Raw genomic sequence first — 23,278 nt, 5'->3', positions numbered from 1 at the left:
AAAAGTATAAACAACTTCGAGAACAAAAATTGAGCATGCCAATGCCTGGTTAGACGCGTTTAAAGCTCTATCTGTTCGCTATGAAACAAAAGTATTCACATGGATGGGGTTACATTGGCTTGCTCTTATTACATTATTCTGTCGAAAATTAAAAGTTTAAACAACTTCATACAGATAAAAGTTTTGAAACTATGGAATACAGACAATTAGGAGGATCAGGATTAAGAGTACCCGTATTGAGTTTTGGGACAGCGACCTTCGGTGGTGGCAACGAGTTTTTTAAAGCATGGGGTAGCACGCAGGTAGAAGAAGCGCGTCGCCTGATAGATATCTGTTTAGAAGCCGGTGTCAATTTTTTTGACACTGCCAATGTATATTCAGCAGGAACTTCTGAAGAGATCCTGGGCAAGGCCCTGAAAGGCCTGCGCGATCAGGTCCTGATTTCTACAAAATCCACTTTCCCGTTGGGTGAAGGGGTGAATGATTATGGTTCTTCCCGTTTTAATCTTATCAAGAGCGCTGAAGCGAGTTTGAAGAGACTGGGTACAGATTATATCGATGTGTATCACCTGCATGGCTTTGATGCCAATACGCCTGTAGAGGAAACGCTGAATGCCCTGAATACGCTGGTACAGAGTGGTAAAGTGCGTTACATAGCCTGCTCTAACTTCTCCGGCTGGCACCTGATGAAGTCACTGTCAATATCTGAAAGATATGGCTGGTCTAAGTACATCGCACACCAGGCCTACTATTCACTGGTAAACAGGGATTTTGAGTGGGAGTTGATGCCACTGGGTATCGATCAGAACGTGGGTACCATCGTATGGAGCCCGCTGGCAGCAGGCAGATTAAGTGGTAAATACCGCCGTAACCAGCCTGCACCTGCTGATTCAAGGGTAGCACAGGGTGGTAGCCCCATTCCGGCATCTGCCATCACTGACGAGGTGTTTTACAACATCATCGACGAACTGGAAGCTATTGCCAAAGAAGTAGAGAGAACAGTGGCGCAGGTAGCCATCAACTGGTTGCTGCAAAGACCGACTGTTTCCAATATCATCATTGGAGCCAGGAATGAAGAACAGCTAAAACAGAATTTTGGAGCAGTAGGCTGGAACCTGACCGTAGATCAGGTAAAGCGATTGGATAAAGTAAGCGAGGTACCACCGGTGTATCCTTACTGGCACCAGCGTGAGTTCCCAATGCTGAATGCAGCGCCGAAATTGTACTAAGGCCGTTTTCTTATAACAGAAGATTGCAAAGCCCTTAGAAAAATGCTTCAACATTTTTCTAAGGGCTTTGCTCGTTTTATAATAATGACGAATGGTATTTCTTTGATGCTAACCGGATTTTTGTATTTTTATTCGGTTACTAACATTATTTAATCGCATGGGTGGGGCAGATACCAGTTTCAACCAAGATATGACGAGGACACATTTGGATACTGTCTTCTTCCAGCGCATCGCAGCAGGTGATCAGACTGCATTTGCAGTTTTGGTATCCCAATACTCTAAAGTTGTGTATAGCGTCGCATACAGGCTCACAAGGTCTGTTCCCCTTTCGGAAGAGATTGTGCAGGATGTATTTCTGAAGATCTGGCTGAAAAGGGCAATGCTTGTTGATATCGTGAACTTTCCAGCTTTTCTGCATACTGTTTCAACAAATATCATCTATAGTACACTCCGGCAACAACAGAGGGATGTTTTGAGTATCAATGCGACAGACATAGAAGCGCATCAACCTGCGGTGAATGCAACAGAAGACATAGTTCAGGACCGGGAATATGCCGGCTTATTGGAGAAGGCGATCCGCCGGTTACCAGAGCGCCAGCAACAAACCTATATACTTATTAAAAAAGAAGGGATGAAAAGAGATGCAGCCGCTGCGGCTATGAACATCTCTCCGGAAACAGTGAAATCTAATCTGGAACAGGCAATGAAGAACATCCGGGCATTTTGCCTGGCTAATCTGGACATACTGATGATTATTATCTGGCTGATCCTGTAATTTTTTTTATAAGTCATACCCCCAAACCTATTTTTTAAGCGTCATTATTAATAATGGATTCATTTAACCGTCTGGAAGAATTATTTCAAAGATGCATGAGTGAGCAAGCTACTAAAGAAGAAGTAGCGGAACTGACCGACCTGTTGCGACTACCTGAAAATGAGGAGAAAGCCAGGCAGTTAATAGAACATGCTCACCTGACAGTGCCAGAAATGGAGTTGCCAATGAGTACTATTGCATCCATTACAACCGCCATATTCCAGGCTGAAGAAAAGCAACAGCTGGTAGTGGTAAAGAAAAGTAATTTGCGCTGGGTACGGCATGCGGCTGCAATTATTCTGCTACTGGCAGTAGGTGGAGGGTATGTATGGCGGTCATACCACAAGTCTAAACCGGAGGTCCTGACGCAACAGGTATATGATATCATGCCCGGCGGAGATAAAGCAATCCTGACACTGGCAGATGGCTCTACTATCGCCTTGGATAGTATGGGAAATCAGCAGATTGCAAAACAAGGCGGGACTTCTATTTTAAAATTAGCAGGCGGCACATTAGCCTATAATCCTGAGGGCAATAGCAATGAAGTTTTATACAATAAAATCAGCACACCACGCGGAGGCCAGTTCCAGATAACATTGCCGGATGGGTCACAGGTATGGCTCAATGCCCTATCGTCACTCCGCTTTCCGACAGCGTTTACCGAGAGTAACAGAACAGTGGAACTAACCGGTGAAGCCTATTTTGATGTACAGCAAAATGCAGCTAAACCATTCATAGTAAAGGTTGCAGGCATGAAAATAGAAGTACTGGGCACAAGTTTCAATGTTATGGCCTATCCAGATGAAAAGAGCGTTCAGACAACTTTAATGACAGGCGCAGTTAAAGTCTCAGCCACAGGACAAACCAGGCTGTTACTGCCTGGACAACAAACACAATTACAAAAAGATGGCAAGCTTGATGTGATATCCACCACAGACACAGAGAGCGTAATTGCATGGAAAAACGGTTATTTTAAATTCAACCAGGCAGATTTGCCAGATGTTATGAGACAATTGGCCCGTTGGTATGATATCGACGTCAATTTTGAAGGTCCTATACCTGATTTTCGATTCGTAGGTGAACTTAAGAAGGGAGCTAGTTTATCGACCAATTTAAAAATCCTGAGTTATAGTCAGGTAAATTTTAAGATTGAAGGAAATACGCTAACAATTACTCCGTAGCGGTCTATATCTATTAAATATCAAACCAAAAACTAACATCATTATGAGCAGTAATCAAATGAAAAATTAACTTATTATCTAAACTGTTGTAAGCTTACTACTTAGTAAGCCGGGATTGCTACAACAACCCCGGCTGGTAGTTCTGGTTTGGCTATATGCATATAGCCTTAATGTATCGTCATTTTTCTTAACCAAAACCGACTCAAGGTATGAATTTATCCATGCACGGCAAAGCCTGGCCTGGCAGCCGTTTTATGTCTTCCGAAATCTTAAAAATTATGCGCCTTGCTATTTATCTGATATTGGCCAGCTGCCTGCAGATTCATGCAAAAGGGTTTTCTCAGAAGGTCACTTTCTCCGGCAGGAATGTATCATTAACACATGTGTTGAACACTATTAAAGAGCAAACAGGGTACCTCTTCTGGTACGATGCCCGTTTAATTGAAAACGCACATCTTGTGAATGTCTCCTTGAAGGATGCCTCAATTGATGAGGCAATGTATGTCTGTTTGAAAGATCAGCCGATTACTTACAAAATTGAGGACAATACAATTGTATTAAGTCCTAAAAAAATAATTGATCCCGTGATACTATTCCGGCAGGTCATCACAGGTATCGTAAAGGATGAAAAAGGTACGCCGTTACCAGGCGTATCTGTGCGTGTAAAAGGTGCACAAAAAGGAACTTCAACCAAACCTGATGGTAGCTTTGAGCTGGATGCCCCGGCTGGAGCTACCCTCGTATTTTCTTTTGTTGGTATGGAGCAGAAGGAGGTGGTTGCAAATTCAGGCGAACCGCTCAAGATAGTGCTGGTGTCCAAAACAGGTGCCCTGAATGAAGTAGTTGTAACCGGGTTTGGTGACCGTAACAAAGGAGAACTGGGTTATAGTGCGGTAACCGTATCTGGTTTGGATGTGCAGAAAGCAACTCCAATCAACCCGATCGCAGCACTGCAGGGTATGGTGCCCGGGTTGCAGGTACAATCAGGTACCGGGGGACCTCAGGGTACCACACGTTTCCTGATCAGAGGGAGCGCTTCGCTTGACCCTTATGGCAACCAGCCACTGGTAGTAGTGGATGACATCATCATGGACCAGGATGTAATTATGCCTAACAAAGGCAGTGATCAGGATATGGGTAACATGCTGAAAGACATCAACCCGGATGATATTGAATCTATCACTGTATTGAAAGGTGGCGCTGTAACCGCACTGTATGGTAGCCGTGCTTCCAATGGCGTGATTCTCATCAAAACAAAAAAAGGATTTAAGCAAAAAGGTCTGGGTGTGAATGTGAGTGCTGATATCTATGCGAGCACGCCTTATAAAACAGTGGATTTCCAGGATAAATTCGGGTCAGGGTATGGTCTGAGTGACTTTGTTACTGACGCTGATGGCAACCTGAATGTGAATCCTAATACTTATGGTTACAATTTTGGTCCTGAAATGACAGGCCAGACTGTAATTGATATCACCGGTAAAACAATTAAAAATAATCCACGTCCTCATAATATCCTGGATGCATTTCGCACCGGTATCACTAGAAACTTTAACGTAGGATTATCCAATGGTAGTGAACTCGGTACCTATAGAGTGTCTTATTCTAATCTCTATTCAGAAGGTGTGACACCCAACAATGATTTGAAAAGAAATAACCTCACCTTCCGGGGTACTACTAAGATTGCCAATGTACTGACAGTAGATGCAAACATGACTTATGTACAGAGCACTGCCCTGAACCCTGCTAATACTGGTAGCACCTATGGTACTATGAAGAACTTTGTGTATGGTGGTACACGTAACTACGATACCAAATACTGGATGAATAACTACATTGATAAAACAAACGGTGGTGTAAATAACAATGACGTGAGTGGATTGACATGGTATGTATGGTATCCTATCTATCAGAACAGAATGACGCAGGTAGAAAATAACTTCAGGGGAAGCCTGAATCTGAAAGCAGATTTAGCCAGCCATCTCAGATGGGAGGCCCTTGCAAATGTGAACTACATTGGTACTGAATATGATAATAAAGTAAGAGGTAAAGATGAAGGCTTCGGCAATCCAGGATATTCTACCAGCAGTACTAACAAGAGAGTAGAGCGTTATATGTCTAATCTGACTTATACCAATGACCTGACATCCTCCCTGAGTCTGATCGCACAGGCTGGTGGTGAAATAGATAGAGGTACTCAGAAATATATGTATGCTGAAATGAATGGTTATATCCTTCCTGATATCTATCGTCTTTCCAACTCTTCAGGCACACCAACTGTAACGGAAGGTGCACCTAACCAATATCAGACCAGCTCCGCATTTGCACAGGCTACACTCGGCTATAAACAATATCTTTACTTAAACCTCTACGGCAGGAATGACTGGAATTCGACACTGGTTTACAATGATGGCCATGGTAACTATTCCTACTTCTATCCAGGTGCTGATGTCTCCTGGATCTTCACAGATATGTTCAAACTGCCTGCCGCATTCGATTATGGAAAGTTTCGTGTGTCTTATGCAAGCGTAGGTGGAGGTACATCTAACTATAAAGCGAATACCGGTGCTTATTCTGCTAATACACCCTATGTAAATGCAGTAGGTGATAACGTGGCTAACTATAGTTATTCTTCCAATACATTGCCTAACCAGACATTATTACCTACCCGCTCTAACAAGTTTGAAACAGGCCTTGAACTGAAACTTTTCAAAAACAGATTGGGCGCAGATATTACTTTTTACAATCAGGACAGCAAAGCACAGATCATCAGTTTCTCTGCCCCTGTTGAATCAGGTGTAAACGCTACCCTGATCAATGGTGGAAAGGTACGTAACCGTGGATGGGAAATACGAATTAATGCTACACCTGTTAAGACAAAGAACTTCTCATGGGATACCTACTTTAACTATACCCGCAACAGAAATAAAGTATTGACCTTGCCATATGGATTAGACTATGTAACACTGGGTAGCGGAGATGGATTCTCTGTGATAGCTAAAAAAGGTGGCGACTATGGTACTATCATCGCTAACTATGGATATGCACTATACAACAGCCCTGATGGAAAACATAGTGAAAACAATGGAAAACATGTAATTACTACTTCCGGTGCGAAGAGTTCTTCTTATTATGTAAGAGCACAAAACTATGCTGATGGCACCTCCAAAAGCCCGGCAGTAGGTAATATCACCCCTGATTTCCTGGGTAACTGGCGCAATAATTTTAACTACAAAAACTGGCAGTTAGGTTTTGTACTTGACAGCAAGTTCGGTGGTAAGGTGTATTCCTTTACACATGATCTGGGTAGCTGGCTCGGTAGTATGAAGAGCACTATTCCCAACAGAAACGCTAAACTGGGTGGTTTAAAATATACCAACTCGTCAGGTGTGGATCAGGAGAATGGTATGATCATCGATGGTGTGTACAAAGATGGTACTGTGATCACCGGTCTGGATGGTAACTCACATGACATCTCCGGAATGACGATGAAGGATGTATATGCCAATGGATGGATCAATCCAACAAGTGCTTTCGCCTATTATCAGAACACTCATAGCTGGGGAAATGGTATCCGTGAATCTTCAATGTTTACTTCTTCCTGGGTATCTCTGCAGCAGGTAAGTCTTACTTACGATATGCCGGCTAAGGTAGCCAGTAAGTTTAAAATGAATGGAATGCGTCTTTCCATTATTGGCAACAACCTGATGTATCTGTATAACAGTGCCAAAGACCATATCAATCCGGACAACCTGAACAGCAGCGGATCTGATGCATTCCAGGAGGTATCTGCTATGCCTTATATCCGCAATATAGGTTTTCAGATCTGGGGTAGCTTCTAATTTTAAAAGTAAACTTGTTAAAGATGAACATTACGAATAAATTAAAATATATAATCTTGTTGCTGTTTGTACCGGCTTTGTTTATCGGATGCAGCCGCGAAAAGTTTGCAGAAATGAATACTGATCCGGATGATCTGTTAAGTATAAATCCAGAGACAGAATTTACTTCTGCTTTATTAGCCATTAATAGTAGTAGTTTCGAGTATTATTACGATCATAACAGAGCAATGTACTACTGGACACAGTCCTTTGTAACATTAAATGGGGCCTCTTCCACAGTGTATGATGGTTCTGGTAACCTGAATCAGCGGTATAGCAATTTTTATAATAATGTAGGAAATCAGCTGGTGGATGTACAAAAACTGATCGAAAAAATGACAGGTGAGCAGCGTGAGAAGTATACTTATCTGTATGCTATATCATACATTCCGCTGGCTTATTATGCGGCTTATGTATCTGATGTACAGGGTAGCATTGCATACTCTCAGGCATTCCAGGCAAGGTATACCGGGTTGCTCACACCTGCTTATGATACACAGGAGGAATTGTTTTCCAACCTGCAGGTGAAACTGGATAGTGTTGTGCAGGTATTAAAATCCACTCCTTCTGTTGAGCAGGTAAATCTGAGTACAGCTGATGTAGTATATGGTGGCGATGAAAAGAAATGGATCAGAGCGGCAAACAGTTTGCGCTTAAGATTAGCAATGCGTCTTATAAACAGGGATGCTGATGAAATGAAGACCCTGGTAGCCGATATACTGTCAGATGATGGTGGATTAATCAGCTCTAATGAAGAGAACTGGCAGTTTGTAGGCGGTGTGAACTTCGCATCTGGTGGCAACTATAATCCTCAAAGTAATGGAGATGTATCTGGTTCTAAAAACCTGATTGATTATATGTCTGCTACATCAGATCCTCGTACCAGAATTTTCTTTCAGAAATCTGATTTTACAAAAGATAAATTTGATTCTGCAAAGGCCCAGGGTAAACTGCCTGCTACATTGACATGGGATGGACAGTTGTATAGAGGGCAGTTTGCGAATCCAGCTGCGTCTTCAGTATCTTCTAACAGCTATTATTTTTCAGACATTTCTTATAGTTATAAAGGCGTAACCACCGCAGATAGATGGGTGTCTAATATCCAGGATAGATTATTTTACAATCCTGAAACCAAGGCGCATATTACATTCCCTGTTATTACTTATGCTGATGTTTGCTTTATGCGCGCAGAGCTGGCGGTAAGAGGGATCACCAGTGAAGATGCTTCAGGTCTGTATACTGCCGGTATAGAAGCTTCTATCAAGGCGTATGATGAAATGGGTAGTAATGCGTCCCTGAGTGACTATACTGCCCTGGGGGCTACTGAGATTGCAACGTACCTTTCTCAAACTGGCGTGGCATATGATGCTGCCAATGCATTGGAACAAATCTGCATTCAGGAGTATCTAAACTGTTTCAAAAATCAGAACGAAGCATGGGCAACCATCAAACGTACGGGTTATCCTTCTATGACAAGCAGTATACTTAAGAGAGAGACTGTAGTAGTAGATGGTGATACGAAGACAATGCCAAGACGCTTTATCGTTAGTTATCCTTCAATTTCTGATCTGAACTATACCAACAGATTAAATGCGATCGAAGAGATGACGAAAGATGCTGGTTTCAGTACACCAGATGACATTACCGGTCGGGTATGGTGGGATACTGCTAATTAATAATTCTACCGGTGGCTACATTCATAGCCACCGGTTTTTTTTAAATTAAGTGATGTATGAGGGTGTCAGTTTTACTTTTATTGATCTGTAATTTTGCAGTAGCGCAAAATGTACAGCAATTTCTAAAGCAGGTACATACACCTATGGTGGCCATTGTATGGCTATCGCCAGAATGCCCGTTGTGCAGGAATTATACTAAACCATTGAATGAACTGAGCCGGAAATATGCCAACACAGTTACTGTGGTCGGCGTCTTTCCAGGGCATTGGTATACCCAAAAGGATTACACTGCATTTCAAAAGAAATATAAGGTCTTTTTCCCATTGTTAACTGATAGAAAGAACAAATTGGGTAAGCAGCTGCATGCATCTGTAACACCGGAAGTATGTCTCCTGAATAAAAAGGGGAAAGTGTTGTATCAGGGAGCAATTGACAACTGGGCAACTGGTTTGGGACAAACAAAAACCGGCACTGCAACAGAACATTACCTTGAAGATGCAATTACAAATACTATTGCCGGGAAAACTATATATCCAACGGTTACCAAACCAGTGGGATGTTTTATTAATGATTAATGATGAGAGCACTAATTTTATTGATGGTGATATTATTGCCTGCACGCCTGTTGCTTGCACAGACATATACAGATGTACAACCTGTTTTTGCAACAAGGTGTGTGGGTTGTCACCATACAGGTGGATCAGCACCATTTTCATTAGCCACTTATGATGAGGTAAAAAGAAGAATTTCGTTTATCAAAGAAGTGATCAATACCGGTTACATGCCCCCATTCAAAGCAGATGTGCACTATCGGGATTATGCCAATAACCGTATCCTGACCCCCGACGAAAAGAATGCTATTCTGAACTGGATAAGTAAAAATGCGCCAAAAGGGAAAACGGTGGCGCCGGCAAATGTTGTAGATGTGAATACCACAGCTCCTGATCTCATTCTGAAAGCAGATAAACCCTATATCGTAAAAGGCGATAACCAGGAGCGGTTTGTTATATTCAAAGTGCCTTTTGAACTGAAAGATGCTGCTAATATTGAGCGACTCGAATTATACACAGATAACAAGAAAGTCATTCACCATATCAATTATGGGTTTTATGCCGTGGCAGATGCCGGCAAAGACATCTCCATTGCTCCTTCCTTTGTAGAAGCAGATATTGATACCGCTGGCCTGGAAGTAAAAAGGTTCGGACCATTAAAGCAAAATATGGTGTACTATTCCGGATGGATACCCGGCACGACCGAAGAATTTTACCCTAAGCAGTTCGGATGGGTACTGCCTAAGCGCGGTGTCGTATTATTAACTGTACATTATGCCGCAGTAGCAGCAGACGAAGTATCTACAGTAGGGGTAAAGTTATTTTATAAGAAAGGACCTATACAGCGAAAGGTGCAGATCATCAGCCTTGGATCCGGAGGTATAGCCGAAAGAGATATTCAACCCAGGTTTGTAATCTTTCCGAACCAGGTTAGCACTTATACACTGAAGGTAAAAACACAGGAGACGCAGTCTGTTATGTATGTATGGCCGCATATGCATTTGTTGGGTAAGGAGTTTGTGGCTTACGCCGTGACGCCGGATCGTGATACCATCCCATTGGTACATATCCCTGCCTGGGATTTCCGCTGGCAGGAATTGTATCGTATGCAGCACCTGGTGAAAATACCTGCAGGTTCTGTCATTCATATGATTGGAATTTATGATAATACGACGGGCAACCCAGTGAACCCAAATAATCCGCCAAAGCTGGTGATGTCAAGTGGAGATATGCGGGCCAATGAGGAAATGTTTACCCTTATGATGATCTATGTGCCATATGAGTTGGGGGATGAAAAGATTACATTGTGATCAGTGATCAATCCCCTGACTGACCAGAAAAGATTCCTTTTCCAGCCAGTCAACAGGGGTTGGGATGGGGCTAATAGCGTTATCTAATTCATCACGCTTTGATAGAAATTTAAAAGAGGGCTTATCCCGAAGTATTGTTGGGGCTACAAATATGAATGCGCTTACGAACAATTCTTTCTTCGCAGTGAAGAAAGGGGATTAATTTCACTACAGGACTAATAGGCCGTTATGCTGATATGCTATTGCGAAGTAAAGAAAGGATAAAACACTCAAATCTGTATAAAATGAGCGTCTACAAAGTGTATACAAGGTATTGATTTGTAGTTGTGTAGTATGTTTTATTCGTTGGTTTTCAATTTTTTATTCAATCTTGCCTTTGCCTGCCGCACACTCGCTGCCTCAATATTAAGGAGGGCAGCAATCTCTTTTGTTGACAAATTGATGTGGAAATAAGCATATAATCTCAATTCATTATTGGTGAGATTTGGATGTTTGGACTTCAGTTTTTCGAAAAAACCAGGATGTACCTGTTCAAAATGTAACCTGAATTTATCCCATTCGGCATCCAGAAATTTATGTTCTCTCAATGAAGATTTGATTGATTTTATGCCCGGGTATAATTCGTCAATGTCGTGGATCTGTTTCTTCAGGTCATCCAGCAGTTTATTTTTCTGATAGATGTAGAGACTATTACTCACCAGCTCCCGGTTGTTGGTATCCAGCTTTTGCTGCAATAGATCGTTTCTGTCTTTTTCTGCCTGCATGGCCAGGGAGATCTGCTCATTTTCCTTTTCTATGAGCCATTGATGGTGTTTACTTTGGGCAATGTCCATTTCCAGTTTCGCTATTTCATATCCTTTTGCATCCAGTTCCTCATGGATGCTCTTGATCCGGCTCACCAGTACCATGGTGAAGGTAATGATCTGGGAAATGATGGCGATCTCCGGCAGCAGAGTGCTATTGTTACTATAATCAGGAGTAGAATTAATAATGAAAAACACGGCCAGTCCGGTGGCAAATATAATCGGCAGCATATTCGCCAGCATGAACACACTGGCCCCCCGTATGTGTTTCTTGTGAGCTACTACGCTGGTAATCAATAGACTTAAAGAAAGTACACAGATGAAGATGTCATCATATACCAGAGTATAATTGTCCATGTAAAACCAGCCTGAAATCGTGATGATACACGGAACTACCTCAAAAATTATATACCCGATCAGCAGATAACGAAGCATCCTGTCGTATGATGGCAACAACTCTTTGGTTCGCAGGTAGGAGCGGGTTAACTGAATGAGCCCTGTAAAGATGATGGTACAACCAACATGTAAAAAGAACGAGTTCAGATCGTACATATACACCGTACCATCCGGCATGGCCCTGAGCTGATAGTAGGAGAGGGGAAGTAACTGGGTGGTGAAATGCTTAAAGGAGGTAACAAATATCATGGCCCCCAGCTGTACCAGCAGGTACCAGATATTAACACGGTCGTGCAGTTGGAACCAGATATATAAATTATAAGCTGCAAAACAGGCCAACAGGGAAATGGTGACGATCCAGGAATTATGCATTAGGTGATCCCGGCTGGCGGCGGCGATCTCTTTTTCAAGCCGGATCATGGGATGGACCTTATATCCATAGCGCTGTATTTCGGCTAAATCTGGTTGTAGGTACAGGGTAGTGGTCGCATTGCCATTGAAAGTAAGATGTATTTCCCCTCTTTCCCGCTGGCGCGAGGGAATGGCCGGGCCTGCTTTGTACACCTTCCCGTCTATATATAATGTATAGTTTAGGGGCTCGGAAAGCGAGAACCGGTATTTTTCTTTGTTGGGATAGGGGTTCCCCACTATAACCTGAGCAGAATCAGTGCTGATTTCCAGTACCGGTTCATTGTTCAGATAGTGTATTTTAGATTGTGCGCGTACCCCCAACGTAGCGAACAGTAATAGTATAGGAATGAAATGATTGGCGACTCCCGATGGCATAATTATCGAATAGCGGGGAAGGTAGATGATAATCAGCGAAAAAGCAAAATGATAGAAGTTGTATATTGTGGGTATAAAATGGTTCGTATTTCTCTTTATACCTGTATCTTTCTCGTGCCATCAGTATCCTAAACAGCCAAAACAACCAACGACACAACAAGAACGATAACAGATACAACAAAAGAAGAGGAAGAAGAGATAAGTAATGCAGAAATTGGGCAATACGAAATAGATTCTCTGTTTGCACTAAAGAAAGATTGAGTTTAAGAATGGGGATTGTTGTGAAATTAGAATACAAGGCAAACAACCTTTTAAAGTGCCTTATAATACTGCCTATAAGTATGTACCGGAATTGTATCAGGATGCTGTAAAATACAAACTGGAAATGTAACCAACACTTAACACACATCTCATAATAAGTAGCTTGTAATTCATATAATTTAACAACCAAAATCAAAATCAGGCACATCATGTCGATCCGAAATTGTCTATTAACACTCGTGTTAATACTTTGTCTACCTATGTTCCTCCTGGCGCAGGAAACAACCTCAGAAATTCACGGTATCATTACCGACGGCCAGACTGGTGTACCAGGCGCCGTTATCACAGCTGTACACACCCCAACCGGCACCCGCTATGTAACCACCAGCCGTGCGGATGGTCGCTACAATTTTGCCAACGTACGTGTAGGCGGTCCTTACACCATTTCCGTGACCTATATCGGGTATGGCGATCAGCACCTGGACAACATCAATCTGTCGCTGGGACAGGAATTTACCGGCAACTTCACCCTCGCCCCGAGTACCAAACAACTGGGCGAAATAGTAGTGAAAGGCAAGCAGGATAAAACCTTTAACAACAGCCGAACCGGTTCCCAGGAGATCATCAGCAGAGATCAGTTGGAAAAACTGCCAACCATCAGTCGTTCTGCACAGGATTTTACCCGCCTTGAGCCTACCAGCAGTACTGTAGCCGCTGGCCAGAGCTTTGGTGGCAGAAGCCCCCAGTACAACAACTTTACGGTAGATGGTGCTAACTTCAACAACTCCTTCGGTCTGTCTGGTACCCTGGGTGGTCAAACCAGTGCACAACCTATCAGCCTGGATGCGATTGAGCAGGTACAGGTGAGCGTATCGCCTTACGATGTACGTCAGGGTGGTTTCTCCGGTGCCGGTGTAAATGCCGTAACCAGGAGTGGTACCAATACCCTGAAAGCATCTGTATACACCTACATCAAAGGTGCAGGTACACAAGGGTATAAAGTAGGCAACAGCCAGGTGAACAAAACACCGCTGTCCTTCAATATCCGTGGCCTCTCTATCGGTGGGCCGATCATTAAGAACAAAGTGTTCTTCTTCCTGAGCTTAGAGTCTTCCCGCCAGACCGCGCCTGCTACCAGCTGGGTACCTTCTGATGCTAATCACCCTGCTAATGCCAGCGCTGGTGTATCACAAGCCAATGCCGATACGCTGACTGCACTCGCAGCTTTCCTGAAGTCTAACTTCGGCTATGACCCAGGTGCTTTCACCGGTTATTCTTTCAGAACAAACAGTGATAAGGCTACGCTTAAATTCGACTGGAACATCAATGAAAAACATTCATTGACAGTGAAGTACAACTACCTGAAATCATTCACTGATCAGTTCGCGAGCAACAGCCGCCCTGCCGGCGTTACTACCGGTCAGCCGGGCACGAACGCCATGCCTTTCTTTGGTAGCGGTTATGTGATCAATAACAACTTCAACATCTTTATCGCTGAGTTGAATTCCCGCTTCAGCAATAAAGTGTCCAATAAGTTCCAGGTGGGCTATACCGCACTGCGCGACTATCGTACACCTAACTCTACTTCAAATACCTTCCCACTGGTGGATATCCTGAACAACGGTAATATTTATACCACCTTCGGATACGAACCATATACTTACAACAACGTACTGAATACAGACGTATTCCAGATCTCAGACATCTTCACGTACTATGCCAGTGCACACGAGATTACCGTGGGTACACAGGACTATTACAGGAAGTACCAGAACGCATTTGCTCCCGGCTACCAGGGCGCTTATCAGTTCAATAGTCTGACAGATTTCTACAACAGTGTAACCAATGGCACTGCCAATGCAAAAAGTTATTACCTGCAATACTCTGCACTGAAAGATGGTTCCTTCCCATGGGCATATGCAGGTTCTACAGAACTGGGTGTATTTGCACAGGATAAATGGAGAGTCTCCGATCGTTTCACTTTCACCTATGGTGTAAGGTTTGACATGACGATCTACAAGCAATCCTTTACTGACAACCCTAATTTCGACAAACTGATTTTCAAAGATGGTCAGTCTTACAACATCGGTAAAGCGCCGGGCAATGCAGTGCTGATCTCTCCACGCATCGGTTTCAACTATGATGTAATGGGCGACAGAACCCTGCAATTAAGAGGTGGTTTCGGTATCTTCTCAGGTCCTCCTCCGTTTGTATGGTTGAGCAACCAGGCTAGTAACAACGGTATTCAGTGGGGGTCCTTCACGAATACTTCCGGTGTGGCCTTTAGCGCAGATCCAAATGCATACCGTCCTGCGGGTGCATCAGCTAACACTTCGTACAGTGTAGCACTGACTGACAAGAATTTCAAATACCCTTCCGTATTGAAATCAAGTCTGGCTGTTGATAAAAAGATCAATGACTGGGTATTCACAGTAGAAGGTACGTATACCAAAGATATCAATGCAGTCTACTTCTCTAACATCAACCTGAATGAGACGAATGGTTATGCATTGAATAATGGCGGTGATAACCGTATGCGATATAATACATCGCTGACTACTTCTCTGAATACAAGCAATAAGTATTATTCAGGTACCACACTGGAAAACCCTAATATCGGCAATGCTATTCTGATGAAGAATACCAACAAAGGGTATACATACAATATCACAGCAAGAGTAGAGCGTACTTTTGGTAACCTGTACACCAGCGTAGCTTATGCACATGGCGACGCAAGAAATACTTCTGAAACAGGTAGTACCGCATCTTCTATGTGGAGTGCACGCGCAGTAAGTGGTGATCCAAATGGCGCTAATCTTGCATATGCTTCTTACAGACTGCCTAACCGTGTCATTGCGATGGCATCTTACAAAGTGTCTTATGCAAAGTATTTCTCTACTTCATTCGGTGCTATATTCGAAGCGGCACCTGCTGGTACCGTTTCTTATATTTACAATGGTGACCTGAATGGCGATGGCTTTAACAATGACCTGATCTATATTCCAAAGAGTGCTACCGATATCAACCTGATCAATGTGGGTTCTTACAATGCTACCACACATACAGGGTCTACTACAGGTACTACTGCTGATCCAAGAACTGCTTCACAGATCTATACACAGCTGGACAACTTCATTGGTCAGAACAAATACCTCAATTTCCACCGTGGTGAAACAGCAAAAGCAAATGCGGCTGTATTACCTTACTACAAAAAGCTGGATGTAAATATCACAGAAGATATCTCAGTAAAAACAGGAAAAGACAGACATACATTGAGACTGTCTCTCGATATTATCAATGTAGGTAACTTCCTGAACAGGAACTGGGGTATCGTGCAAGCCGCTACAGTCAATAACTTCCTTAAGTTTGAAGGGTTGGCTGCTGATGGTAAGACGCCTTTATTCTCATTCCCTTATGCTGATGCAAAAAATCAGGTATCTTATGTGAATAGCTATGCAAATAACACAGCTCTTACTTCAAGATGGCAGATGCAGTTTGGTGTCAGATATTTATTTAACTAAGAAAAACACTATCATAAAGAGCGTGTATCAAAAATAAATAAACCTCCTCAGAAGTGCTTAAAGGACTACCTATCTCCATTAGGTATCCGGATAAAACGAGGCTGTATCTTACTTAAGATACGGCCTCGTTCTTTGAAAATAGTTTTCATTCCCCGTTGGAAAATTCTCCTCTTTCGTGACTGTTTTATTCAGATACCTAATGGATCCAGGTTTTTATTTATTCGATTCTCAGGTTTTTTATTTATTTTATAATACAACCTCTTTTCTGAAAATGGTTTCATTCCCCGTTGGTGAATTCCCTTTTTCATGAATGTTTTATTTCGTTAATGCCAATGCAGACCCTTTTATCTTCGAATTCCAGTAAGTAATATAGAAAGTCCCTATAATCGAAGGCATTATCCACGTAACCAGCGTTTGTATATGTAAACCCGCCACCATAAAGGCTGTAATAGAAGCGATCAGCGCCGCCACCATCCTGCCTATATGACTACTCAACCATGCATTTTTCTTCTCTTTAAAAACCCTGAAAGTGTAAAAATCCTTCAATGTCATATACAACCCAAATCCACCAAAGAAAGCAAACAATACGGCATTTCCACCTTTGTGTGTAGTGATCTGGTAAATGCCGATCAGCAACATGATGACAGAAGCACCCAGCATAGTACCCGATATCGTTTTATCAATCGTATCAGCACTGCTTTTAGTATCATATCTGAATGTAAGCGCGCGATTGCCTGCCAGTACCAGATAAATGGTAAATACCCCGATCAGGAATAAGAACAGGTTCTCATGGCCAGGCATTCGCGCGATCACCAACGATAACAGTGAACTGATGACCATTGAATAAGAAAAAGTTTTGCCACTGTTTTTATGCAGCTTGCTGCCCTTTTTTACACCTATGCTGGCAATGCCGCTGACAAGGCCCAGGCCACCACATAAGGCATGTATATAAATAAGAACTTTTACGAGCGTTTCCATGGTAATAACAATTGATGGTTAATTACATTTGGCCAGGTATCTTTCTGTCTCTGCCAGTCCCCAGTGTGGATATAACTCTGCTGGTTTCTCTGCTTTAAAGAGTTGTTCTGCTTTTACAAACAGTGGTTTTGCTTTCTCTTTTCCTCCACCTATGTATTCAGGTTTACCAAAGGTAGAAGCACCATCTAGGAAGTACAGGCGAGGGTTGTTCGGATCCAGTTTGTATCCTTCCTGCAGGTAAGTATACGCTTTGATGCCAAAGGTTTTAAAGCGTTCCATGGGATTCACCAGCATCTGTATAGTCGCTGCCATATTGCGGATGGTGCAGAACTCTGCATTTTTCTGAATTGCTTCTCCTTTTGCTGCCAGGTCATTGGCTTTCTGACCGATGGCGTCTTTATCTGCTTTAGGATCGCCAAACCCAATGCGGGTCTGTGCCAGCGCTGCATAGTAGTAAGGCAGCCACTGTGTTTTTTCAGCATCACCAATACGTTCAAATGCCTGTGATACGGTAGCGAGTTGTTCGATGGTTTTGGCAGAATCAAGCAATTCGAGGTTATGCTGCATAGCTGCCACATACTTTGTGCTCTGTGCATGGGCACCAATGGTGACCAGTAAAGTAAGGGCGAAGATGATTTTTTTCATGGTTATATTTTAAAGGTTATCAATAGTGCTTTGTCTTCTATCTATGCCCCAGTTCAGTATCAGACCTACAAAGAAGGTGCGTTGTGCCGGGGGGAGAATGGGTTGTTTTACCAGGGCATTATAAGAGTAGTTGTATCCTGAGATGTTCGTACGCCCAAGCAGATTGGTAGCAGAAGCATATAGAATAGCCGATGCTTTGCCGATCGTGGTCAGGTGATAAACGCTCATGTCCAGTGTTTGATAGCCGTTTGTTTTGCCCTGATCTTTGATGTAGTAAGCTTTGCCTGTACTATCAGGGATGATGGCATAATAAGGCCTTCCTGTAGCAAAGGTGTACGTCAGACTGGCACCGGTTCCTATTTGAGTAAAGAAGCGTTTTACAGAAGCGGTAGCGGTGTGATTGGCTGCAATATTAGGCATGAGTGCCCTTGGATAATTCAGGTAATCACGTTTGGTATCCAGGTAGGAATAGCTGATGCTGTAATCCAGGTGTTTGAACGATGTCTTGTCACGGAAGTACAGTTCAATTCCTTTGGCATAGCCACTGCCGCTGTTGTTGTACGTAGGCACTGTTTTAATCAGGTCTTCGTATTGCTTGTAGAATGCTTCCACTCTCAGGAAGGTACCGCGTACCTGTCGCTGATAGTTGATGATATAGTGAGTGGCTTTGGTATAACCGAGCGATGAGGTCACTTGCAGATAGGTGTTTTCTGGTTTTTGCCAGAACTGTCCGTATGCTGCAGAGATGGTAGATCCATTGCCCATCCTATAGGCCAATGAGGCACGGGGTGCCACTTTGGCCTTTTGGAGGATGGAAGAATATTCTGCCCTGATGCCGAAAGTAGCCACGAGCGAATTCGTAAAGTATAGTTCTGTTTCAGCAAAGCCGGCGGTCAGTTGATCCGGAAGCTCCTTACTGATTTTATTATAATGGAAATTATAGGAAGAGTACCAGTATTCACTACCAAAGCGAATGGTATTCAGGTTGCTGAATTTTTTCTCTATCACAGCTTTGCCTTGTATCAGGCTTTCTTTTCTGTCTAATCTAAAATTCACCGTATCCAGCCAGTATTTTTCAGAGATGTATTGAGGTACGTTGTTCGCATCCTGCAGCTGACTGCTGATGCTGTCGTGGGTAATGCTATAGCTGGCGGAGAGGGTCATTTTCCAGCCGTCTCCCAGGTTTTCTTTCCAGTTGAGGGCATTGAACCAGTTATAATTACTAAGGGTGATCGCGGTTTTCATATCAACCGTGTCGATATTGGGATTGCGTACACCCAGTTTATTATAACTAAAGGTGGTGTAGTATTTTATCATTCCGTTCTTAGTCCTGATGCGGAAGTTAGCATCCGCATTATGAAACCGTGGACGGATAAAGTAATCAGGTGTTTGTTTCACCAGTGCATAATACAGGCTGGTGTTGGTATATTGATAGTTAAAGCCAAAAGAAGATCTTTGGTTCTTCGCAAGCTTTTGTACACCCAGGCTATTCTGGATAGGAGAGATGAAGGCATTGGCTTCTGATTGCTGTGGCAGATCGATGGTCTCCATGATCAATACAGAGCTGAGGGCCTGTCCATACAGTGCGGAATAGCCACCGGTACTAAAGGCAAAGCCTTTGAACAGGGTAGCCGGGTATCTGCCACGGCTGGGGATATTAGAGGCACTCAGGTAGTAAGGTCTGCTCACGAGCGATCCGTCTATGAACTGTTTGGCTTCATAGCTATCACCCCCTCTTACAAAGAGGCCTTCCTGGTTGTTGATCTGTTGTGCACCGGGTAGGGTATTGACAGCCCGGGAAATGTCTGCGTTGGCGCCGGCCGTGGTTTGTACGTCCAGCGAACTTAATACGGTAAGGCCTTTTTTGCCCAAACCTCCTCCAAATGCGCCTGCGGTGATCGTGACGGCATTGAGTTCACTTATCTTTTCCTTGAGGGCAAAGTCTATTTGTATAGGTTCACTACCCAGGGTGATGGTTTGTACTTTGGTCTCATACCCTGTGGCGGAGGCGATCAGTGTGAAAGTACCTTTTTCTGTGGTACTGATACGGAAGCGCCCGGTAGAGTCAGTGGTGGCACCATCGTAGGTGTCTTTTAAAGCGACAGATACACCAGGTATTGCCTGCTTTTTGTTGTCAGTAACCGAACCGGTTATTTGTGCCTGCCCAAGGGCCACGGTGGTTACAAGCAGGAACAATATGATGGTAAGTATCTTTTTAGGCATACAATGAAGGGTTAATTTAATTTGGATGCGTGCAGGTCCTTTATTCTCCCTATTTCTTTTTTAAAGAGCAGGAAACTCACGGGTTTGTTTAAATATCCTACGTTGGCTAATTGTCTGGGCAATATATCCAGCACATAGTCATATGGATATTTGGTGACGAAAACATAGACAATGTCCTTCTGGAATATGTCGTCAAACACCAGGTTTTCAATACCTGAAATACTGACGTCTATAAAAACTATATCCGGAGCGGACTTACTGATGGTGGTCAATATATCGGAGGCTTTGGTCGATTTGGCAATGAGCCTTATTCCATCCGTCTGACTGATATAGTATTCCAGCATATCAACACTGAGCGGGTCTTCGTCTATTATAATACAAGTCAAATACATTGCTGGTAGATAATTAATGAAAAAAGGGATTAAGCGGTTACAGTCGCTAAGCTGGATACACCGGTAGGCAGGGTGTTGATAGAAGAATAGTTGTTGCCCTGGCCATTCGCACCTTTGCCGCAACCGCAGGCGTTGAGCTTGCTGATAATTTCTTTGTTCAGGCTCAGATTTGATTGTTTGCCGGTAGTGTTTTTTACTTGTTTCATAGTGGTAGTTTTTTGTTGTTGATTACGATACAAACTTTCATCTTTTCCCGCCGGGCAAAAATTCTTTTAGACCAAAGTGATGTCTTACCCAACGAAATGATCACACCGTAGGCATCAAGGATTTTGAAAAACAGGAAAAATGGGGGAAGAAGGGTTTTTTTTGAGAGATTACTCACCAAAATTTGAGCTGGAAAACCCCCTTAGATAAGGAAATACGCCAAAAAAAACATATCTTCATTAAGTATTGTAGAAAATGACCCAAAGAGAAGGCACTGATTTATAATTGTTTAGAGGCGGACATGAAAAAACCCTTTGATTTTACCCGACTACTTATCCCGGAGAATGTAAAGTATGTGCACATCGTATTCTGGTGTATTATGTTGATCCTGTATACCCTGAATATTATGTTCCTTTACTCGACGAACGGACTTATTTCCCTCATGTTTGGTTTAAGGAACTTACTGGGGGCCATGTTTTTCTTTTATTTCATCTTTTATGTACTGGTACCGGTTTTCCTGAACAGGAAGGAACGGATACTGTTCTTTGCAGGCCTCCTGGTTCCCTTCTGGATCTGGGCAGTGATCAACTATTCCTTTATGTCACTGCTTATTAACTATTTTACGATAGCAGACAGGGATCTACTGGCCTCGGTAAAGGTGATTGCTGACAAATCTATCTGGCAGATCATGGCGCCACACACCATTTTGCAGACCTCCATCGGGGTGCTCATGATCGTAACGCCGCCTATTACCATAAAACTCGTCGAGGAAATCTCCCGATCAGTCAACAGGGCCCTCCGGTTGGAAAGAGATAACCTGAACCTGGAAGTGAGTTTTCTACGATCCCAGCTAAATCCACACTTTTTATTCAACACGCTCAATAATATCTATTCGCTGTCTGTCAGAAATAATCCCAGGGCACCTGAATTAATTATGCAGCTCTCCGATATGCTGCGTTATACCCTGTACGAATCAAACCGCGAAGAAGTAGAATTGTCAAAAGAAGCCGATTTTTTATATAACTATGTTCAACTGGAAAAAGCCAGGTATGGAAAGGATGTAGATATTCAGTTTGTATACGATGCTGAATCCCTGGAGGGATATAAGATCGTACCGTTGCTGACATTCCCGTTTATCGAGAATTCATTTAAACACGGGCTGGATACATCAACCCAAAATCCATGGCTGAAGATTTCATTTGAGGTGGCGGACAATACCCTCTTTTTTGAAATCGCAAATAGTAAAGGGGACGAATCATTATTTAAACATCATAAAGAATCCGGAACGGGGGGGATAGGGATTGCAAATACGAAAAAACGCCTATCCTTGTTATATCAGAATAAGTACTCATTATCCATCAACAATAGTCCGGATTCCCATAGCATCAACCTTAATATAACTCTTATCTAGCCATGAAGAAAATCAAATGTATCATCGTAGATGATGAGCCGTTATCCCGGGAATTGTTAGAAAGTCATATCGAGCGCATACCCTTCTTAGAACTTGTCAAATCCTGCGCAGATGCTTTCGATGCGATAGACATATTGCAGACAGATACCATTGAGCTCCTGATCACAGATATCCAGATGCCGAGAATCAATGGTCTGGAACTGATCAAATCATTGTCTAATCCGCCCTTCCTGATTTTTGCCACTGCCTATTCCAACTATGCGATCGAGGGGTACGACCTGAATGCGGTAGACTTTTTACTAAAGCCTATTTCGTTCGAAAGATTTTTAAAAGCGATCAATAAAGCAAAGAAAGATATTGATCAGAAAGCAGGAGAAGCAGCAGCAGTCGCTCCTGCACCAGTGAGCGCCACACAGCTGCCACAGCACCTGTTTGTAAAAGACGGACACAAGTTGTCAAAGATCCTGTTCGAAGATATTCTGTACATCGAAGGCATGAAAGATTACATTAAAATAGTCACGAAACAAAAGAATGTAGTGACTTACATGCGTATGAAGAGTATTGAAGAAGTACTGCCTGAAACACAATTTGTACGTATACATAAGTCTTATATTATTCACCTGCCTGCTATTAAATCAGTAGTAGGGAATTCAATTGAATTGATAAATAATGAATCAATCATCATTTCAAAACAACATAAACAAATGTTGATCGATCGATTGAATGTAGCTGGTAAAGTATAGCTAAACCCCCGCCAGTATTGCGGAAAGCCCGCTTCAACATAGTGTTGGAGCGGGCTTTCCGCATTTAAGCGCATTTTACACGATATCTAAACCAAGGTCTATTTGGTGTGGTAAACTCTCAATTTCGTCTAAAAGAGTTTTTGTGCGAAGCGTTTTGTTAGACATTTGAATCATCGAAGCAAACATGATCAAAACGAAAACGAAAATGTTCGCCACCAGATACAAGATTTGAAGAGAATGAACTTTGGTTGTGTAGAAACATCATCTTGTCTAAAA

The 23,278-nt window shown here is 42.8% G+C and carries 16 protein-coding genes; 10 read left to right on the top strand and 6 right to left on the bottom strand.

All coding sequences use genetic code 11. From position 1 onward, the window contains the following. Positions 1–191: 191 nt before the first annotated feature. The 7 genes from BW716_RS15430 to BW716_RS15400 all read left to right on the top strand — a co-directional run bounded on the left by BW716_RS15430 (position 192) and on the right by BW716_RS15400 (position 10,639). Positions 192–1,229: an aldo/keto reductase gene (locus BW716_RS15430; RefSeq protein WP_083723541.1), complete on the top strand. Its 1,038-nt coding sequence runs from the start codon at positions 192–194 to the stop codon at positions 1,227–1,229. A 190-nt stretch (positions 1,230–1,419) separates the two neighbouring features. Beyond that, a complete protein-coding gene (locus BW716_RS15425; RefSeq protein ID WP_179091149.1) occupies positions 1,420–2,004 on the top strand; it encodes an RNA polymerase sigma factor in 585 nt (194 codons plus the stop codon). A 95-nt stretch (positions 2,005–2,099) separates the two neighbouring features. After that, positions 2,100–3,224, top strand: coding sequence for a FecR family protein (locus BW716_RS15420; protein WP_179091148.1), 1,125 nt, complete (start codon positions 2,100–2,102; stop codon positions 3,222–3,224). A 209-nt stretch (positions 3,225–3,433) separates the two neighbouring features. Further along, positions 3,434–7,063 carry a SusC/RagA family TonB-linked outer membrane protein gene (locus BW716_RS15415; protein ID WP_143708859.1) on the top strand — a complete coding sequence of 1,210 codons (3,630 nt, stop codon included), beginning with the start codon at positions 3,434–3,436 and terminating at the stop codon, positions 7,061–7,063. 23 nt (positions 7,064–7,086) lie between these two features. After that, positions 7,087–8,778: a SusD/RagB family nutrient-binding outer membrane lipoprotein gene (locus BW716_RS15410; protein ID WP_083723535.1), complete on the top strand. Its 1,692-nt coding sequence runs from the start codon at positions 7,087–7,089 to the stop codon at positions 8,776–8,778. A 56-nt stretch (positions 8,779–8,834) separates the two neighbouring features. Beyond that, positions 8,835–9,353, top strand: coding sequence for a redoxin domain-containing protein (locus BW716_RS15405; RefSeq protein WP_083723533.1), 519 nt, complete (start codon positions 8,835–8,837; stop codon positions 9,351–9,353). Then, positions 9,353–10,639, top strand: a complete 1,287-nt coding sequence (locus tag BW716_RS15400; protein WP_143708858.1) for a cytochrome c — start codon at positions 9,353–9,355, stop codon at positions 10,637–10,639. Before BW716_RS15405 ends, BW716_RS15400 begins: the two co-directional genes overlap by 1 nt. A gap of 338 nt (positions 10,640–10,977) precedes the next feature. On the opposite strand, the gene BW716_RS15395 is transcribed toward BW716_RS15400, so the two are convergent. Further along, a complete protein-coding gene (locus BW716_RS15395) occupies positions 10,978–12,624 on the bottom strand; it encodes a 7TM-DISM domain-containing protein (protein WP_083723529.1) in 1,647 nt (548 codons plus the stop codon). Positions 12,625–13,094: 470 nt separating this feature from the next. Here BW716_RS15395 and BW716_RS15390 point away from each other — a divergent pair, with 470 nt between their 5' ends. Then, the gene (locus BW716_RS15390; protein ID WP_083723527.1) at positions 13,095–16,406 is read left to right on the top strand and encodes a carboxypeptidase regulatory-like domain-containing protein; all 3,312 of its coding nucleotides are present in this window, start codon (positions 13,095–13,097) and stop codon (positions 16,404–16,406) included. 315 nt (positions 16,407–16,721) lie between these two features. Here BW716_RS15390 and BW716_RS15385 read toward each other — a convergent pair whose 3' ends face one another. From BW716_RS15385 to BW716_RS36775, 5 genes are read right to left on the bottom strand one after another with little or no spacing between them, the layout of a single operon-like run. After that, positions 16,722–17,384: a hypothetical protein gene (locus tag BW716_RS15385; protein ID WP_083723525.1), complete on the bottom strand. Its 663-nt coding sequence runs from the start codon at positions 17,382–17,384 to the stop codon at positions 16,722–16,724. A gap of 18 nt (positions 17,385–17,402) precedes the next feature. After that, entirely contained in the window at positions 17,403–18,029 is a 627-nt protein-coding gene (locus BW716_RS15380) for a hypothetical protein (RefSeq protein ID WP_083723523.1), read from the bottom strand. A gap of 9 nt (positions 18,030–18,038) precedes the next feature. Then, entirely contained in the window at positions 18,039–20,252 is a 2,214-nt protein-coding gene (locus BW716_RS15375; RefSeq protein WP_083723521.1) for a TonB-dependent receptor, read from the bottom strand. A gap of 11 nt (positions 20,253–20,263) precedes the next feature. Beyond that, a complete protein-coding gene (locus BW716_RS15370; protein ID WP_083723519.1) occupies positions 20,264–20,644 on the bottom strand; it encodes a LytTR family DNA-binding domain-containing protein in 381 nt (126 codons plus the stop codon). A gap of 29 nt (positions 20,645–20,673) precedes the next feature. After that, entirely contained in the window at positions 20,674–20,850 is a 177-nt protein-coding gene (locus tag BW716_RS36775; protein WP_179091147.1) for a hypothetical protein, read from the bottom strand. Between the two features lie 299 nt (positions 20,851–21,149). Here BW716_RS36775 and BW716_RS15365 point away from each other — a divergent pair, with 299 nt between their 5' ends. Both BW716_RS15365 and BW716_RS15360 read left to right on the top strand, forming a co-directional pair. Continuing rightward, the gene (locus BW716_RS15365; RefSeq protein WP_083723517.1) at positions 21,150–22,259 is read left to right on the top strand and encodes a sensor histidine kinase; all 1,110 of its coding nucleotides are present in this window, start codon (positions 21,150–21,152) and stop codon (positions 22,257–22,259) included. A gap of 2 nt (positions 22,260–22,261) precedes the next feature. Then, the gene (locus BW716_RS15360) at positions 22,262–23,002 is read left to right on the top strand and encodes a LytTR family DNA-binding domain-containing protein (RefSeq protein WP_083723515.1); all 741 of its coding nucleotides are present in this window, start codon (positions 22,262–22,264) and stop codon (positions 23,000–23,002) included. The last annotated feature ends 276 nt before the right edge of the window (positions 23,003–23,278 follow it).

The organism is [Flexibacter] sp. ATCC 35208 (genome assembly GCF_001975825.1).
In the GTDB taxonomy this organism is placed as follows: Bacteria; Bacteroidota; Bacteroidia; order Chitinophagales; family Chitinophagaceae; genus Chitinophaga.
The sequence above is the reverse complement of the archived record's forward strand: the minus strand, read 5'-3'. Positions and strand labels throughout refer to the sequence as shown.